This window comes from Mycetocola sp. Y719 (genome assembly GCF_056713205.1).
This window is the reverse complement of record NZ_JBWYGY010000002.1, coordinates 825458-842642: the sequence shown is the minus strand read 5'-3', so window position 1 is coordinate 842642 and position 17185 is coordinate 825458. Positions and strand designations below refer to the sequence as shown.

Below are 17185 nucleotides of genomic sequence, written 5' to 3'. Positions count from 1 at the left end.
GAATGCCCGCACGCAACCATTGACACGTGAATCCGCGCGGCAGTAGCTTTCGGGCATGACTACCCGATCAACGGATGCTTCGCGTCCGGCCGCCCCCGGCGGCGAAGGAAAGGGCCTGGCAGCAGGCACCCTCGGCCTGTGGGGATCCGTGGTGATCGGACTCGCGTCCACCGCCCCGGTGTACTCGCTGGTCGCTACCCTCGGCTTCGTTGTGCTCGCGGTCGGTGCGCAGGCACCCATCGCTTTCATCGTGGCCTTCATCCCGATGCTCTTCATCGCCTTCGCTTACCGCGAGCTCAACCGCGCCGTGCCCGACTGCGGTACCGCGTTCACCTGGGGCACGAAGGCCTTCGGACCTGTCGTCGGCTGGATGGGCGGGTGGGGCGTCGCCGTCGCCGGCATGGTCGTGCTCGCGAACCTCGCCCAGATCGGCGGCCAGTACCTCTGGCTGCTCGTCGGTGACGGATCCCTCGCGTCGAACGTGCCGCTCGTCACCGCCACCGGCGTCGCGTTCATCGCCCTGATGACGTGGGTGAGCTACCGCGGCGTCGAGTTCGGCGAACGACTCCAGAACATCCTCCTCGCCGTCCAGTACGCGGCCCTGCTGCTCTTCGTGGTCGTCGCCTTCATCCACGTCGCGAACGGAACAGCACCGAACGCCACACCGATCTCGCTCGAGTGGTTCAACCCGTTCGGCTTCACCGACTACTCCGGCTTCATCGAGGCCGTGCTTCTGGCGCTCTTCATCTACTGGGGCTGGGACACCTGCCTGTCGCTCAACGAGGAGACGAAGGACCCGAAACGCATCCCGGGCCTCGCCGCCCTCGTGACCACCGTCATCCTCCTCGTCACCTATGTGACCGTCGCCGTGGCCGCCATGTCGTACGCCGGGCTCGGGACCGATGGTGCCGGCCTCAACAACGAGGACAACGCCAACGACGTCTTCCTCGCTCTCAAGGACCTCGTCCTCGGACCGTGGGCGTGGATCCTCGTCGTGGCCGTGCTCGTCTCCGCCGTCTCGTCCACGCAGACGACCATCCTCCCCACCGCACGCGGAACGCTGGCGATGGCCGCATACAAGGCCCTGCCGCACCGCTTCTCCGTGGTGCACCCGCGGTACCACACGCCGTCGTTCTCGACCCTGGTGATGGGCATCGTCGCGATCGTCTACTACGTCGGGATGACGCTCATCTCGGAGAACATCCTGGCCGACTCGATCCTCTCCCTCGGCCTGGCCATCGCGTTCTACTACGGCATCACCGGCTTCGCCTGCTTCTGGTACTTCCGGAAGGACCTCTTCAGGTCGGCACGCGACTTCTTCTTCAAGGGACTGTTCCCGCTGCTCGGCGGCCTGATGCTGGCGTACGCATTCATCCAGTCCTGCATCGACATGTACGACGTCGAGTACGGCTACTCCGTGCTCCTCGGGATCGGCGGTACGTTCGTCATCGGGGTGGGGTCGCTCGCCTTCGGCGTCGTCCTCATGCTCATCTGGTGGGCGTTCCCCGGGTCGAAGCCGTTCTTCCGTGGCGAAAGCCTCAACCGGGACACCGCCGTCCTCGTCCCGGAAACCCCTGAGACCTATGGGCGTTCCATCGACGGCGGACTGACCTAAGGAGATCCAGCACATGCGCATCCTCATCGTCGGCACCGGCGGAGTCGGTTCGGCCGCCGTCCGCATCGCCGTCCGCCGCGACTTCTTCGAGAAGCTCGTCATCGCCGACTACGACCCGGCCAGGCCGGACGCGCTCGTCGCCGACGTCGGAGACGACAGGCTCGTCGCCGCCCAGGTCGACGCGTCAAGCGCCGATGCCGTGGCTGAGCTGATCCGCGAGCACGACATCACCCACGTGCTCAACGCCGTCGACCCACGCTTCGTCATGCCGATCTTCAACGGGTGTTTCGCAGGCGGCGCCGTCTACCTCGACATGGCGATGAGCCTGTCGCACCCCCACCCAGAGAAACCGCATGAACTCCCCGGGGTGAAGCTCGGTGACGAGCAGTTCGAGCAGGACACGATGTGGGCGGATGCCGGTCGGCTCGCGCTGGTCGGGATCGGCGTGGAGCCCGGGCTGTCCGACGTGTTCGCCCGGTACGCCGAAGACGAGCTGTTCTCCGAGATCGACGAGCTCGGGGTCCGTGATGGCGCCAACCTCACCGTCGACGGCTATGACTTCGCCCCGTCGTTCTCCATCTGGACGACGATCGAGGAGTGTCTGAACCCGCCGGTGATCTTCGAGAAGGATCGCGGCTGGTTCACGACGCCACCGTTCAGCGAACCTGAGGTGTTCGACTTCCCCGAGGGCATCGGGCCGGTGGAATGCGTCAACGTTGAGCACGAAGAGGTGCTTCTGATGCCGCGCTGGACGAAGGCGAAGCGGGTCACCTTCAAGTACGGCCTCGGTGACGAGTTCATCAACGTGCTCAAAGTGCTGCACACGCTCGGCCTCGACAAGACGGACCCGATCACGGTGAAAGGGGTCCAGGTCGCGCCGCGTGACCTCGTCGCGGCTGCGCTCCCAGACCCTGCGACGCTCGGCGACCGGATGCACGGCAAGACCTGTGCAGGCGTGTGGGTGCGCGGGATGGGCAAGGACGGCAAGCCGAGGTCGACGTATCTCTACCACGTCGTCGACAACCAGGAATCGATGGCCGAGTACGGCTCGCAGGCCGTCGTCTGGCAGACGGCCATCAACCCCGTCATCGCCCTCGAACTCGTCGCAACGGGAGTCTGGGAGGGCACAGGGGTCCGCGGCCCTGAAGCATTCGACGCCCGGCCGTTCCTCGACCTGCTCGCCGCCGACGCCCCTCGCGGGTACGGGTCGCCGTGGGGGATCGAAGAGAAATAATCGCCGGTGCAGGCACAGGTAGGCTAGACCATGTGAATCCGAGTGCCACGCGGCGTGCCACCAGCCTGTCCAGCCACCTGGGCCAGACCGACCGCATTTTCGCTTCGCCCAAAACCAGGCAACTGCTCGCCGCCGTCGACGACGGCCTCGAGCAGATCGAACGTGGGCTCGATTCGGAACTGATCTTCGCCGACACCGTCGCGGATGCCTCGACGCGCTACCTGCTCGAAGCCGGCGGCAAGCGCGTCCGGCCGATGCTCATCCTCCTCACCGCCCAGCTCGGTGGGGGGAACACCGTCGATGTGATCACCGCGGCCGAGGCGATCGAGATCACCCACCTCGCCTCGCTCTACCACGACGACGTCATGGACGATGCCGACCGCAGGCGCGGTGTGCCCAGCGCACACGCCGTCTTCGGCAACTCGGTGGCCATCCTCACCGGCGACCTGCTCTTCGCCCGCGCCAGCCAGCTCATGGCCGGTCTCGGCGAACGTGCCATCCGCCTGCAGTCCGACACGTTCGAGCGACTCGTCCTCGGCCAGCTCCACGAAACCGTGGGGCCTCAGGACGGCGAGGACGCTGAAACGCACTACCTCCAGGTGCTCGCAGACAAGACCGGATCGCTCATCGCGGCCGCCGCGCAGGCCGGCGTGATCTTCTCCGGCGCCGACGACTCATTCGAGGCGCCCGTCGTCGAGTACGGCGAGAAGATCGGCATCGCCTTCCAGCTCATCGACGACGTCATCGACCTGTCGCCGCAGCCCGAAGAGACCGGAAAGGTACCTGGCACCGACCTGCGTGCCGGTGTCGCCACCCTCCCGCTCATCCACCTCCGTGTTCTGGCCGAGACCGACGCAGACGCGGCAGCTCTCCTCGCCCGGATCGAGGCCGAGGCCGCAGAGGGGACGTACGGTGAGGCATCCGCCGATTTCACCGCAGCCATCACCGAACTGCGCCAGCACCCCGTGACCATCCGTACCCTCGCCGAAGCCCATCGCTGGGCGCACGAGGCCGTCGCAGCACTCGACCCGCTGCCTGACGGCCCCGTGAAGCAGGCACTCACTCGATTCGCGGAGACGATCGTCGACCGCAGCAAGTAAGGAACCAGACGCAGATGACCAAGTTGAGACTCGCGATTGTCGGCGCCGGACCCGCTGGGATCTACGCAGCGGACATCCTCCTTAAGGCCGAACGCAAGTTCGATGTGTCGATCGACCTCTTCGACCGACTGCCGGCCCCGTACGGACTCGTCCGTTACGGAGTCGCACCTGACCACCCGCGGATCAAGGGCATCATCAACGCCCTCCGCGAGGTGCTCGACCGTGGCGACATCCGGGTCTTCGGCAACGTCGACTTCGGCACGGACATCACTCTCGACGACCTCAAGCGCCACTACAACGCCGTCATCTTCGCGACGGGTGCCGTTCGCGACGCCGACCTGAACATCCCGGGCATCGACCTCGAGGGATCCTACGGCGCCGCGGACTTCGTCAGCTGGTTCGACGGCCACCCGGATGTTCCCCGCGAGTGGCCGCTCACCGCCAGGTCGGTCGCCGTGATCGGCAACGGCAACGTGGCGCTCGACGTCTCACGCATGCTCGCGAAGCATGCGGATGACCTGCTCTCCACCGAGATCCCGGAGAACGTCTACGAGGGGCTCAAGGCCTCCCCTGTCACCGACGTCCACGTCTTCGGACGCCGCGGCCCTGCGCAGGTGAAGTTCACCCCGCTCGAACTCCGCGAACTCGGCGAACTCAATGACGTCGACATGGTGCTCTATGACGAGGACTTCGACTACGACGACGCGTCGAAGACCGCGATCGCCAGCAACAAGCAGGTCATGGTCATCGACAAGATCCTGCAGAAATGGCGCGAGCGCCCCACTGGCACCGCTTCGCGGCGGCTGCACCTGCACTTCTACGCCAAGCCTCTCGAGGTCGTCGGCGACGAGAACGGCCGCGTCGCCGCGTTCCGGTACGAGCGCACCCGCCCGGATGCCGAGGGCGGCGTCGTCGGGACGGGCGAGATCCGCGAGGTGCCCATCCAGGCCATCTACCGCGCCGTCGGCTATTTCGGGTCGCCGCTCGACGGCATCCCGTTCGACAAGAAGCACGGTGTGATTCCCAACCGTGAGGGCGTCGCGCTCAGGAAGGGCAGCAACGACATCGTTCCGGGGGTCTACGCGACCGGCTGGATCAAGCGCGGCCCTGTCGGGCTCATCGGACACACCAAGTCGGATGCCATGGAGACGATCAAGCACGTCATCAACGGCGAAGGCAGCTGGTGGAGTCCTGAGGCGCCGGAGGAGCAGGCCATTCTCGACCTGCTCGACTCCCGCGGAGTCACCTACACGGACCTCGACGGCTGGCACAACCTCGACCAGCACGAGATCGCCCTCGGCGAGCCGCACGGCCGGGCCAGGGTCAAGGTCGTTCCTCGCGACGAGATGGTGGCGATCTCCCGGGCCGAGGCTGCCCGCGGCTGAGACCCGTCCGATCATGTGGCGGCTTGCCGCGCCCCGATAGGGTGGTGGCATGTCGACCGCAGGAAGTCCCCAGGCCCCGTACGACCAGCAGGCGCAAGGCGCCCCGACCGGATACCCGCAGGCGCAGCGGCCGACGGCTGACAAAGCCGTCGTGAGGCAGATCCTCTTCGGCGGTGCTGTCGTTATCGGGATCGCCGTCGCCACGAGCATCCTCTCCACGATCGGCACCGCGGTCTACGGATTTCGGGGAGAGCAGATCTTCGGGCTGGTCTGGAGCATCTTCATCGCTCTGGTCTTCATCGCCGGTGCCGGTCTGAGCGCTCTGTACATCGCGCCGTTCGCCAAAGCCGTCTCGGCGGCGGACCTGATCAAGCGGCTCGCGATCGCCGCGTCCGTCGGCGCAGCAGCCCTGCTCGTCCTCAACTTCATCTGGTCGGTGATCAACGGCGGACAGTACCTCGTCCAGGCGATCATCAGCGCGGGAATCTTCGGCTCGATCACGACCGGCCTGACCTACGGTGCATTCTTCGCGCTCGGTGTGTTCGTCGCCCGCGCGCTGCCTGCGGCGCCGCGCAGGCAGGGATACGCCGGCCAGCCGCAGGGCTACGCCCCTCAGCAGCCCGCCCAGCAGCAGGGATACCCGGCACCCGGACATGTCCAGCCTCAGGCGCCTGTCCAGGCTCCTGGCTACGTCCAGCCGCAGGCTCCCGGCTACGTCCAGCCGGCCGCGCAGCCCCAGCAGCCACTCCCGCCTCAGGGGTAGCACCCGATGGCCGGCGCCGAGCGATCGCCAGGGGACCACTGGGTCCCCGACGTTCTCGGTGAGCCGTTCGAGCAGCGAACCCTCGTCCTCGAGGACGATGTCGAGGGGGAGACCGTCGCGACCCTCGTGCGGCGACGGGAGCCTCCTCTCGGTGGCATCCGCTCCGTGTTCGGTCCTGCCCGCGGCTGGGACGTGCTCTACGTGCACGGCTGGTCCGACTACTTCTTCCAGAAGGAGCTTGCGGAGTTCTGGCACGGGCAGGGTGCCCGGTTCTACGCACTCGACCTGCGGAAATACGGCCGCAGCCTGCGACCGCACCACAGCCCGGGTTACGCGACGAGCCTCAGCGTGTACGACGAGGACATCGACGCTGCCCTCTCCGTCATCGGCCATGGCCCAGGTGATGACAGGGCGTCCAGGCGCCTCCTGCTGATGGGGCATTCGACCGGTGGGCTCACACTCAGCCTGTGGGCGGACAGGAACCCCGGTCGCGCTGACGCCCTCGTCCTCAACAGCCCGTGGCTCGAGTTCCAGGCCGGCGCGATCGGGCGGCGGGCGATCGCCCCGCTCGCGAACATCGGGGCGAGGCTCGATCCGAGAGGACAGCTGCCCAACGTCGACCTCGGCTTCTACACCCGGGCTGTGTCGAAGACGATGGACGGGGAGTGGGACTACAACACCGACTGGCGGCCTGCGCGCGGTTTCGCAGCCCACCCGGCCTGGCTCGCCGCCGTGCTCGCCGGGCACAACCGGGTCGCCGCCGGGCTGTCGATCTCCGTCCCTGTGCTGACCCTGCTTTCTGCCCGCTCGACGCTCTCTGCGACCTGGACACCCGAGATGCTCTCGAGCGACATCGTGCTCGTCGTCGATGAGATTGCCGAGCAGTCGCTGAGACTCGCCCCGACCGTGACGGTCGCGCGCATCGACGGCGCGCTGCACGACGTGCTGTTGTCGCGGCAGCCGGTGCGTGCGGCCGCGTACGACGAGATCACGCGCTGGGCGTCCGCCTACCTCGACTGACGGCATCCGCCCGGCGACCGACCACGAGGCTGATCTGTCCGAAAAGGCGATTCGGCAGGACCGTGAGCGACCGTTCCGGACCGATCGATCTCGCCGATAGCCGTTCGGGACCGACCGATTCGATCACGACGGCTCACTCCCCGAACTGAAGCGCCAGCCAGAGGTTCGTGCGCGCGTCCACGGTCGCGAGCGACCGCCCGGTGAGGCGTTCGACAAGCGCGACCCGGTTCTTGAGCGTGTGCCTGTGGATGTCGAGGGACCGCGCGGCCGGGTCCCACTGCCCGTTGTGCTCGAGCCAGGTCCGCACGTCGGTGAGTAGTTCTGTGTCGTGCTCGGCGTCGTGATCCCGCACCGGCCTGAGGAGGGCACGCGCGACCTCGACCGCAGCGGCGTGCGGAAGCAGCGCGGCCAGCCCGCGTTCCGCCACCTCCGAGAAGACGGCGACGGATGCCACGCCGTCGCGCGGCGAGGCTACCGGCTCCGCGGCAGCCGCTGACTCCCGCAGTACCCGGCCGAGCGCCTGCGACGCCTGGCTCACCCCGGTGGCGGTCTCGCTCCAGGGCAGTGGATCGGAGACCCCGGCCGGCAGCCTGTGCACCCGGCTCAGTTCGGACGCGAGGTCAGCGGCGGCATCCGCTGCCACCCCGACAACCACCCGGCTGTCGCTCGCCGCGAAGAAGAGGTCGCCGGCGAACTCGGCGTCACGCGCCTCGAGGTCTCCGAACAGGCCCTCCCTGCCTGCAGCAGTCGGTTCGAAGACAACGAACCCCACCGGTTCGGGCGGGAGCTCCCCGCCCATCTGCTGCACGATACGGCGAACGAGCGCGACATTGCCTTCGAGCAGGGTCTGGAACAGCCCGCTGCGCAGGCGACCTCGAGCTCGCCCGAGCTCCCGGTTCTGCTCCAGCGCCAGCCCGGTCAGGGCGATGACGCTCGTCACGACGGTCTGGTCGGCGGCGTCCAGCGGCGAATCCCCGGCGATGATGAGAACACCCCGAAGTGCACCCCTCCTGCCGAGCGTCTGCAGCGTGATCTGGCCCGCCTCGTCACTGATCGTCGAACTCGACCGCTGCCCGCGACCGATCAGGCGTTCCGCCTCGAGCACCACCCGGGCGAGGGCGCCGTCCCCGGCAAGCGCAGGGACGGCGGATGCCTCGTCGAAGACCCTGGCGAGGTGTCCGCGCGAGTCCACGAGGCCGACCCAACGGTTCAGCTGACGGGAGAGCTCCTTGAGAATCGCCGACGTGGCATCCGGCCGAAGCGCGGCGAAGGAGATGGCACGCTGGGCGTTGAGCGCCCAGGTGTCCCTGGCGTGGGATGCTTCGGCGATGAGATCGGCAGCTGTGCGGATGACCGCGATGAACGGCACCCGGTACGGGACCTCGAAGAGCGGCATGTCGAATCGGGCGCACGCGGCCACGAGTTCGGGCGGGGTGCCCGCGCGGATCACTTCGGTACCGAACCCGATGCCGACGAGACCGTGGGCGATGAGCCGTTCGACGTAGGCGTCGAAGTCGGCGGAAGAGACCGTGGCCGGGTCGAACTGGGTGCCAGTGGTCAGGACGAGCTGGCCGGCGTCGAGGAACGGCGTGGGGTCGGCGAGGTCGGAGCTGTGGATCCACGAGATCGGTGCGCTGAGCCGGTCGGATGAGCCCCCTGCCAGCAGGCGGAGGTCGAGAGCGCGGGTCTCGAGCAATCGGCGAACGGTGGGGTGCATCTGCTCACCGTACGCGAATTGACAGACTGGCAAAAGGACCTGACCCGGATGGCCATTCCGGCAGTTCCAGCGGGAGTCAGCCGCTCCTAGTCTGGCAAGCACGCTACGAGCGAAGGAGAACGACGACGATGACCCTCACCACGACCGCGACAGGCGGGCCCGCCCTTGCCCAGGAGCGGAGGATCGTGACCGCGATCCCCGGTCCGCGCTCCGAAGCGCTGATGGCGCGCAAGAACAGTGCTGTCGCCTCGGCCGTGGGAACCACGATGCCCGTCTTCGCGGAAGCGGCGGGCGGCGGAGTGGTCGTCGACGTCGACGGCAATTCGTTCATCGACCTCGGCTCGGGGATCGCCGTGACCGGCGTCGGCAACAGTGCCCCCCGCGTCGTCGAGGCGGTGCAGGCCCAGGTGGCCGCGTTCACCCACACCTGTTTCATGATCACGCCGTACGACTCGTACGTCGAGGTTGCCGAGGCACTCAACCGCCTCACGCCCGGCGACCACGACAAGCGCAGCGCCCTCTTCAACTCAGGAGCGGAAGCCGTCGAGAATGCCGTCAAGGTCGCTCGGAGCTACACCGGCAAGCAGGCCGTCGTGGCGTTCGACCACGCGTACCACGGGCGGACCAACCTCACGATGGCGCTGACAGCGAAGTCGATGCCATACAAGAGCGGATTCGGGCCGTTCGCCTCCGAGATCTACCGGGCGCCGATGTCCTATCCGTTCCGTGACGGACTGACCGGCCCCGAAGCAGCGAAGCGCGCCATCTCGATGATCGAGAAGCAGATCGGCGCGGCCAACCTCGCCGCGATCATCATCGAACCGATCCAGGGCGAAGGCGGCTTCATCGTTCCCGCCGACGGATTCATCCCCGCGATCGTGGACTGGGCCAGGGCCAACGGCGTCGTCTTCATCGCCGACGAGGTGCAGACAGGGTTCGCGCGCACCGGCGACCTGTTCGCCAGCGAGCACGAGGGAATCGTGCCGGACATCGTCGTGACGGCCAAGGGAATCGCAGGGGGCCTGCCGCTCTCGGCGATCACCGGACGGGCCGAGATCCTCGACGCCACCCACGCCGGCGGCCTCGGGGGCACATACGGCGGCAACCCGATCGCCTGCGCGGCCGCACTCGCCGCCATCGAGACGTACGTCGAAGACGACCTCGCCGGGGCGGCCCGCCGCATCGGCGCCACCATCGTCGACCGGTTCTCGTCTGCGCAGGCGACAGACCCACGTATCGGCGACGTCCGTGGCCGCGGGGCGATGATCGCCATCGAGTTCGTCGACCCGGAGACGAACGAACCAGATGCTGCGCTGACCGGCCGAATCGCGAAGGCGGCGCATCAGGCGGGCGTGATCGTGCTCACCTGCGGAACCTATGGGAACGTCATCCGTTTCCTCCCGCCCCTGTCGATCTCGGACGCGTTGCTCACCGAAGGCATCGACGTCGTCCTCAACGCATTGGAGAACGCATGATTTCCGAGAAGGATCTGCTCGCGAAGGTGCCGACGGGGCTGTTCATCGGCGGCGAGTGGCGGTCGACCGAGAAGACGATCGACGTCTTCGACCCGTCGACGGGCGCCGTCCTCGCATCCATCGCTGATGCATCGGCCGCGGATGCCACCGCAGCACTCGACGCGGCCGTCGCGGTCCAGGACGAGTGGGCGGCCACCCCGCCACGCACGAGGTCGAACATCCTCAGGAAGGCGTTCGATCTCATGCAGGAGCGCCGCGACGAGTTCGCGCTGCTGATGACGCTGGAGATGGGCAAGCCGCTGGCCGAATCCAACGGTGAGGTCACCTACGGTGGCGAGTTCCTCCGCTGGTTCAGCGAGGAGGCCGTCCGGATCACCGGCCGCTACGGCACGAACCCCGAGGGCACCGGGCGGATGATCGTCTCCCAGCACCCGGTCGGACCGTGCTACCTGATCACCCCGTGGAACTTCCCGCTCGCGATGGCCACCCGCAAGATCGCTCCGGCGCTCGCCGCTGGCTGCACCGTGGTCGTGAAGCCCGCATCGCTCACCCCGCTCACCACGCTGTACGTGGCACGGTTGTTCGAAGACGCCGGGCTTCCGGCGGGCGTTCTCAACGTGATCACGACGTCATCGTCCGGCGCTGTCACCGAGCCTCTGCTCAACGACCCTCGCCTCAGGAAGCTCAGCTTCACCGGCTCCACCCCTGTCGGGCAGAAGCTCATCGAGCAGTCGGCGAAGAACGTGCTGCGCACCTCGATGGAACTGGGCGGGAACGCCCCGTTCGTCGTGTTCGACGATGCCGACCTGGATGCCGCCGTCGACGGTGCGATCGCCGCCAAGTTCCGCAACATCGGCCAGGCCTGCACCGCAGCGAACCGCTTCATCGTGCACGCCGCTGTCGCCGACGAGTTCGCGCGCCGGGTCACCGACCGGGTGAAGGGTTTCGCCATCGGCCGCGGCACAGAGGATGGCGTCACCATCGGCCCGCTCATCGACGACCGCGCCGTCGCCAAGGCGGCCCAGCTCGTCGACGACGCCGTCGCCAAGGGCGCGACCCTGCTCACCGGCGGATCAGCCGTGGACCGCGAAGGCACGTTCTACGAGCCGACCGTGCTCTCGGACGTCCAGGCCGGGTCGGACATCCTCCGCGAGGAGATCTTCGGGCCGGTGCTCGCCATCGTCCCGTTCACCGATGAGGCGGATGCCATCCGGCTCGCCAACGACACCGAGTATGGTCTCGTGAGCTACGTCTTCACGAAGGACCTCGCCAGAGGGCAGCGCATGATCGACAAACTGCAGACCGGCATGATGGGGCTGAACGTCGGAGTGATCTCCAACGCGGCCGCCCCGTTCGGCGGCGTCAAGCAGTCCGGAATCGGCCGGGAGGGTGGGCTCGAAGGAATCCACGAATACCTCTCCACCAAGTACACGATGACCCCGGCTCCCTGAGCCGACGCCTGAAAGGACAGACAATGACGTTGACCACTCTCACCACATTGCAGAACTACATCGGCGGCAGCTTCGTCGACGCGTCGGCCGTTGACACCATCGACGTGATCAATCCGGGCACAGGCGACGTCGTCGCCCGGTCGCCGATCTCGACCATCGACGACGTGAACGCGGCGTTCGACGCCGCGAAGACGGCCTTCACGACGTGGAAGCGCACGACGCCGGGGCAGCGCCAGGCGATGCTGCTGCAGATCGCGGATGCCATGGAGGCGAACGCGGACGAGCTCGTCGAAGCGCAACACCGCAACACCGGCCAGCCGCGGGAGGCGATCCGCGTCGAGGAGGTTCTCGCTGGGGCCGATCACATGCGCTTCTTCGCCGGTGCGGCCCGGGTGCTCGAAGGCAAGAGCGCGGGGGAGTACCTCGAGGGACACACGTCGTTCGTGCGGCGTGAGCCGATCGGCGTCGTCGCCCAGGTGACTCCGTGGAACTACCCGATCATGATGGCGATCTGGAAGATCGCCCCAGCGCTCGCCGCGGGGAACACGGTCGTGCTCAAGCCGAGCGACACCACCCCGGAGTCCACCCTCGTCCTCGCCAAGCTCACCCAGGGCATCCTCCCCGACGGCGTGCTCAACGTCATCCTCGGCAACGGCGCGACCGGCCAGGCCATGACCGAGCACCCGGTGCCCGGGCTCGTGTCGATCACCGGGTCGGTCCGTGCCGGAATGGCGGTGGCGGCATCCGCTGCGAAGAACCTCCACAGGGCGCACCTCGAGCTGGGAGGCAAGGCCCCGGCGATCGTGTTCGCCGACGCCGACATCGCCGCGACAGCGGAGGGCGTCGCAGGGGCGGGGTACTTCAACGCCGGCCAGGACTGCACTGCGGTCACGCGGGTGCTTGTGCACGAGTCCATCCATGACGAGTTCGTCGCTGAGCTCGTCAAGGCCGCCGAGGCCACGAAGACCGGAGACGCCGAGGACCCGGACGCCTACTACGGTCCGCTCAACAACGCGTCACACTTCGCCAAGGTGTCGACGGTGATCGAGTCGCTGCCAGCCCACGCGAGGGTTGTGACCGGCGGCCACCGGGTCGGGGAGTCGGGCTTCTACTACGCGCCGACGGTGATCACCGGGGTCAGCCAGGTGGACGCCTGCGTGCAGGAGGAGACCTTCGGCCCCGTTCTCACGGTGCAGAGCTTCTCGACGGAGGAGGAAGCCGTCGAGATGGCCAACGACGTGCAGTACGCCCTCGCGTCAAGCGTCTGGACGAAGGACCACGGCACCGCGATGCGCGTTTCGCGCGACCTCGACTTCGGCGCGGTTTGGATCAACACCCACATCCTGCTCGCCGCGGAGATGCCGCACGGAGGGTTCAAGATGTCCGGCTACGGCAAGGACCTGTCGTCGTACGGCCTCGAGGACTACACGCGGATCAAGCACGTGATGAGCGCCCTGTGACCACCGGAAGAGAGAACACCATGACCGACCTGGAACGTGACGTCGTCATCATCGGAGCGGGAGCATCCGGCCTCACCGCGGCGACACGACTGCGTGCCGCAGGACTGAGCGTCGCCGTGCTCGAAGCGCGCGATCGCGTCGGCGGCCGCCTGTGGACCAACGACATCGACGGTGCAACGCTCGAGATCGGCGGCCAGTGGGTGTCCCCCGACCAGGACGCGCTGATCGAGACGCTTGCGGAGCTGGGCCTCGACACCTACTCGCGCTACCGCGAGGGCGACAGCGTCTACATCAACGCCCTCGGCTCCCACACGAGGTTCACGGGAGAGATCTTCCCCGTCGAAGCCTCGACGCAGCGCGAGATGGAACGCCTCATCCGTGTGCTCGACGTGCTCGTGGCCGAGATCGGGCCGCGGGAACCGTGGGCGCATCCGATGGCGGAGGAACTCGACTCGGTCACCTGGATCGACTGGCTGGAGAGCCAGACGGACGACATCGAGGCCAGGGACAACATCGCCCTGTTCATCGCCGAGGCGATGATCACCAAGCCTGCGCATGCGTTCTCGGCCCTGCAGGCCATCCTCATGGCGGCATCCGCCGGGAGCTTCTCCCACCTCGTCGACGCCGACTTCATCCTCGACAAGCGGGTCGTCGGCGGCCTGCAGCAGGTTCCACTGCTCCTCGCCGAGAAGCTCGGGGACGACGTGTTCCTCGGTCAGCCCGTCCGGCGCCTGGACTGGTCGGAGACGGGGGTCACCGCGACGGCCGACGGCATGAGCGTGAGGGCGCGTCACGCCATCGTCGCCGTCCCGCCGAACCTGTACTCGCGCATCGACTTCCAGCCTTCGCTTCCCCGGCGCCAGCAGCAGATGCACCAGCACCTGTCGCTGGGTCTCGTCATCAAGGTCCACGCCGTATACGAGTCGCCGTTCTGGCGTGACGCCGGCCTGTCCGGCACCGCGTTCAGCCCGTACGAGATCGTGCACGAGGCGTACGACAACACCAACTTCGAAGACCCGCGGGGCACGCTCGTCGGTTTCGTCTCAGACAAGAAGGCCGACCACCTCTTCACCCTGCCGGCCGAGGAACGGAAGCGGATCATCCTCACCTCGCTGTCGCACTACTACGGCGAGCAGGCGCTGAATCCCGTCGTCTACTACGAGAGTGACTGGGGCTCAGAGGAGTGGACGCGCGGAGCCTACGCCGCGAGCTTCGACATGGGGGGCCTGCACCGGTATGGCGCCGACCTCCGCACCGCCGTCGGGCCGATCCACTGGTCGTGCAGCGACCTCGCCGCCGAGGGCTACCAGCACGTGGACGGCGCCATCCGGATGGGTCGCGAGACAGCGGACGCCATTCTCGCCGACCGTTCCTGACCCCACGCCAGAACCCGACCCCGACCGTTTCGACCGCATCACACGGCTTTTCCCTGCAGTACCCGAACCGCAAAGGAGCACCCCTGCACATGCGTTACATCGTTGGTTATACCGATACACCGGCCGGCGCGGATGCGCTTGCGCTCGGGGTGCGGCTGGCACGGTCGATGGGCGCGAGCCTCGACATCGTGACCGTCCTGCACAGCGAGGCACGGCCGACACTCGTCCCGTCCGATGCCGGCTACGAGCGTTTCCTCCACGAAACAGCTGAGGGCTGGTTGAAGGAAGCGGCCGCCGTCGTCCCTCGGGACGTGCCGACCGAGGGTCACATCGTCTACGCCGAGTCGTTCGCCAGGGGGTTGCTCGACACGAGCCGTGACCTCGAGGGGTCGATGATCGTCGTCGGCGCCGCACGCGGCGGTCTCCTCGGCCGTGCCACGGTGGGTAGCGTGGCGAGCGCCCTCCTGCACTCGGCAGTCGTTCCCGTCGCCCTGGCGCCCGAGGGCTCCAGCTCGACGATCGGCCTCAACAACATCTCGCGGATCACCTGCGCGATCGGCACGCGGCCGGGAGCGGATGAACTGCTGGATGCCTCTGTCCTGACGGCGCGAGCGGCCCACGTGCCGCTCCGCCTGATCTCCCTCGTGACCCTCGACATGGACGACATGTCCACGCCGCCTGCGGTCGCCGAGCGGGCGGCCACCCACGCCGAGCAGGTGCTCGCATACGCCGCCGAGCACCTCCCGGGGGATCTCGACGTGTCGGTGCTCACGGCATCCGGCAACCGGGTGGAGGATGCCGTCAACCAGGTCGACTGGGAACCGGAAGAACTCGTCTTCGTCGGGTCCAGCCGCCTGGCGAAACCACGCCACATCTTCCTGGGCTCCACGGCAGCGAAGATGCTGCGCGAACTGCCCGTCCCCATGGTCGTGGTTCCCCGCGACTCCGTTCTGAGCATCGAGGACTGACATCATGACTGAAACCAAAGCCGAACACGGGCTGTCCAAGAAAGGCCTGAGCGCGGGTTCGGTCGGCCTGATCGGTGCCATCGTCATCGGAATCTCGTGCATCGCACCGGCGTACACGATGACGGCAGCACTCGGCCCCACCGTCTCAGAGGTCGGACTCCAGGTCCCGGCCATCATCCTCGTCGGGTTCATCCCGATGCTTCTCGTCGCTTTCGGCTACCGCGAACTCAACCGTTCGATGCCTGACAGTGGCACATCGTTCACCTGGGCGACCAGGGCGTTCGGCCCATGGATCGGCTGGATGGCCGGGTGGGGGCTCATCGCAGCGACGATCCTCGTGTTGTCGAACCTCGCCGGGATCGCGGTGGACTTCTTCTACCTGATGCTCGCGCAGATCTTCAACAACCCCGACATCGCCGATCTCGCCCTGAACCCGATCATCAACGTCGTCACCTGCCTCGCATTCATGCTCGGTGCGACCGCGATCTCGTATCGCGACATGCAGACCACCCAGAAGGTGCAGTACGTGCTCGTCGGCTTCCAGCTGCTCGTGCTCGTGCTGTTCGGAGTCGTCGCGTTCATCCACGTCGCCAACGGAACGGCGTTCGACGCCACACCGGTCAGCCTCGAGTGGTTCAACCCTTTCGCCGTCGAGTCGTTCAGTGCATTCGCCGCCGGCCTGTCCCTGTCGATCTTCATCTTCTGGGGCTGGGATGTCACGCTGACGATGAACGAAGAGACGAAGGGATCACGGTCGACCCCCGGTCGCGCCGCCACCCTCACCGTCGTCATCATCGTCATCCTGTACCTGCTCATCGCCACGGCGTCGATCAGCTTCGCAGGCACCGGGACCGGCGAGTTCGGGCTCGGCAACGAGGACATCCAGGGCAACGTGTTCTTCGCGCTGGCCGGGCCGGTTCTCGGACCGCTCGCCATCCTCGTCTCGATCGCGGTGCTGTCCAGTTCGGCCGCTTCGCTGCAGTCGACGTTTGTGTCACCGGCCCGCACCCTGCTGGCCATGGGGCACTACGGCGCCCTGCCCGCGAAGTTCGCGAAGGTCAGCCCGCGGTTCCTCACCCCCGGATACGCGACGATCGTCTCGGCCGTCGTGGCATCCGCGTTCTACGCCATCATGCGGTTCATCTCCGAAGACGTGCTCTGGGATACCATCACCGCCCTCGGCATGATGATCTGCTTCTACTACGGCATCACCGCGTTCGCGGCTGTGTGGTACTTCAGGAAGCAGTTCTTCGCTTCGGCCAGGAACTTCTTCTTCCAGCTGCTGTTCCCGCTGGTCGGAGGAATCATCCTCGCCGTGCTGTTCTTCGTGACTATCAAGGACAGCATGGACCCGGACTACGGCAGCGGTTCGAACATCGGGGGCGTTGGTCTCGTGTTCATCCTCGGCATGACTGTCATCATCTCGGGCATCGTGATCATGATCATCCAGGCGATCCGTCGCCCGGCGTTCTTCCGCGGAGAGACCCTCTCGCTCGGCGTCTCTGACGGCAAGGAGGACGACGCGCTCGACGACCTGCCGGTGTAGCCCCCACACGCGAGTTGCCGGGTTTGAGGGGGTTCCCCCGAGGTCGGACCCCGGCAAACCCGGCAACTCGCGTAG

General features: G+C 67.1%; 13 protein-coding genes. 12 read left to right on the top strand and 1 reads right to left on the bottom strand.

What is annotated here, in order from left to right; all coding sequences use genetic code 11:
• Positions 1 to 55 precede the first annotated feature (55 nt).
• From AC1M0F_RS10230 to AC1M0F_RS10205, 6 genes are read left to right on the top strand one after another with little or no spacing between them, the layout of a single operon-like run.
• The gene (locus AC1M0F_RS10230; RefSeq protein ID WP_480238120.1) at positions 56 to 1615 is read left to right on the top strand and encodes an APC family permease; all 1560 of its coding nucleotides are present in this window, start codon (positions 56 to 58) and stop codon (positions 1613 to 1615) included.
• Positions 1616 to 1628: 13 nt separating this feature from the next.
• Positions 1629 to 2849 (top strand): saccharopine dehydrogenase family protein, encoded by a 1221-nt coding sequence (locus AC1M0F_RS10225; RefSeq protein WP_480238119.1) that lies wholly within the window; start codon positions 1629 to 1631, stop codon positions 2847 to 2849.
• 32 nt (positions 2850 to 2881) lie between these two features.
• A complete protein-coding gene (locus AC1M0F_RS10220; protein ID WP_480238118.1) occupies positions 2882 to 3949 on the top strand; it encodes a polyprenyl synthetase family protein in 1068 nt (355 codons plus the stop codon).
• A gap of 14 nt (positions 3950 to 3963) precedes the next feature.
• Complete coding sequence (locus AC1M0F_RS10215; RefSeq protein ID WP_480238117.1) at positions 3964 to 5334, top strand: FAD-dependent oxidoreductase; 1371 nt, start codon at positions 3964 to 3966, stop codon at positions 5332 to 5334.
• Positions 5335 to 5383: 49 nt separating this feature from the next.
• Positions 5384 to 6097: a hypothetical protein gene (locus AC1M0F_RS10210; RefSeq protein ID WP_480238116.1), complete on the top strand. Its 714-nt coding sequence runs from the start codon at positions 5384 to 5386 to the stop codon at positions 6095 to 6097.
• A 6-nt stretch (positions 6098 to 6103) separates the two neighbouring features.
• Positions 6104 to 7117 carry an alpha/beta hydrolase gene (locus AC1M0F_RS10205; RefSeq protein WP_480238115.1) on the top strand — a complete coding sequence of 338 codons (1014 nt, stop codon included), beginning with the start codon at positions 6104 to 6106 and terminating at the stop codon, positions 7115 to 7117.
• Positions 7118 to 7250: 133 nt separating this feature from the next.
• On the opposite strand, the gene AC1M0F_RS10200 is transcribed toward AC1M0F_RS10205, so the two are convergent.
• Positions 7251 to 8834 (bottom strand): PucR family transcriptional regulator, encoded by a 1584-nt coding sequence (locus AC1M0F_RS10200; RefSeq protein ID WP_480238114.1) that lies wholly within the window; start codon positions 8832 to 8834, stop codon positions 7251 to 7253.
• A 128-nt stretch (positions 8835 to 8962) separates the two neighbouring features.
• Between AC1M0F_RS10200 and gabT the strand changes: the two genes are divergently transcribed.
• The 6 genes from gabT to AC1M0F_RS10170 all read left to right on the top strand — a co-directional run bounded on the left by gabT (position 8963) and on the right by AC1M0F_RS10170 (position 17110).
• Positions 8963 to 10309 (top strand): 4-aminobutyrate--2-oxoglutarate transaminase, encoded by a 1347-nt coding sequence (gene gabT / locus AC1M0F_RS10195; protein WP_480238113.1) that lies wholly within the window; start codon positions 8963 to 8965, stop codon positions 10307 to 10309.
• A complete protein-coding gene (locus AC1M0F_RS10190) occupies positions 10306 to 11760 on the top strand; it encodes an NAD-dependent succinate-semialdehyde dehydrogenase (protein ID WP_480238112.1) in 1455 nt (484 codons plus the stop codon). Before gabT ends, AC1M0F_RS10190 begins: the two co-directional genes overlap by 4 nt.
• A 23-nt stretch (positions 11761 to 11783) precedes the next feature.
• A complete protein-coding gene (locus AC1M0F_RS10185) occupies positions 11784 to 13220 on the top strand; it encodes a gamma-aminobutyraldehyde dehydrogenase (RefSeq protein WP_480238111.1) in 1437 nt (478 codons plus the stop codon).
• A 20-nt stretch (positions 13221 to 13240) separates the two neighbouring features.
• Complete coding sequence (locus AC1M0F_RS10180) at positions 13241 to 14596, top strand: flavin monoamine oxidase family protein (protein ID WP_480238449.1); 1356 nt, start codon at positions 13241 to 13243, stop codon at positions 14594 to 14596.
• Between the two features lie 89 nt (positions 14597 to 14685).
• Positions 14686 to 15564 (top strand): universal stress protein, encoded by an 879-nt coding sequence (locus tag AC1M0F_RS10175; protein ID WP_480238110.1) that lies wholly within the window; start codon positions 14686 to 14688, stop codon positions 15562 to 15564.
• 4 nt (positions 15565 to 15568) lie between these two features.
• Positions 15569 to 17110 carry an APC family permease gene (locus AC1M0F_RS10170; protein WP_480238109.1) on the top strand — a complete coding sequence of 514 codons (1542 nt, stop codon included), beginning with the start codon at positions 15569 to 15571 and terminating at the stop codon, positions 17108 to 17110.
• Positions 17111 to 17185 lie beyond the last annotated feature (75 nt).

Excerpts from the sequence above, each read along its gene's own strand:
- AC1M0F_RS10230 (WP_480238120.1), top strand. The coding sequence starts at position 56 with ATGACTACCCGATCAACGGATGCTTCGCGTCCGGCCGCCCCCGGCGGC.
- AC1M0F_RS10175 (WP_480238110.1), top strand. The coding sequence starts at position 14,686 with ATGCGTTACATCGTTGGTTATACCGATACACCGGCCGGCGCGGATGCG.
- AC1M0F_RS10170 (WP_480238109.1), top strand. The coding sequence starts at position 15,569 with ATGACTGAAACCAAAGCCGAACACGGGCTGTCCAAGAAAGGCCTGAGC.
- AC1M0F_RS10205 (WP_480238115.1), top strand. The coding sequence starts at position 6,104 with ATGGCCGGCGCCGAGCGATCGCCAGGGGACCACTGGGTCCCCGACGTT.
- gabT (WP_480238113.1), top strand. The coding sequence starts at position 8,963 with ATGACCCTCACCACGACCGCGACAGGCGGGCCCGCCCTTGCCCAGGAG.
- AC1M0F_RS10180 (WP_480238449.1), top strand. The coding sequence starts at position 13,241 with ATGACCGACCTGGAACGTGACGTCGTCATCATCGGAGCGGGAGCATCC.
- AC1M0F_RS10215 (WP_480238117.1), top strand. The coding sequence starts at position 3,964 with ATGACCAAGTTGAGACTCGCGATTGTCGGCGCCGGACCCGCTGGGATC.
- AC1M0F_RS10210 (WP_480238116.1), top strand. The coding sequence starts at position 5,384 with ATGTCGACCGCAGGAAGTCCCCAGGCCCCGTACGACCAGCAGGCGCAA.
- AC1M0F_RS10225 (WP_480238119.1), top strand. The coding sequence starts at position 1,629 with ATGCGCATCCTCATCGTCGGCACCGGCGGAGTCGGTTCGGCCGCCGTC.
- AC1M0F_RS10200 (WP_480238114.1), bottom strand. The coding sequence starts at position 8,834 with ATGCACCCCACCGTTCGCCGATTGCTCGAGACCCGCGCTCTCGACCTC.
- AC1M0F_RS10190 (WP_480238112.1), top strand. The coding sequence starts at position 10,306 with ATGATTTCCGAGAAGGATCTGCTCGCGAAGGTGCCGACGGGGCTGTTC.
- AC1M0F_RS10185 (WP_480238111.1), top strand. The coding sequence starts at position 11,784 with ATGACGTTGACCACTCTCACCACATTGCAGAACTACATCGGCGGCAGC.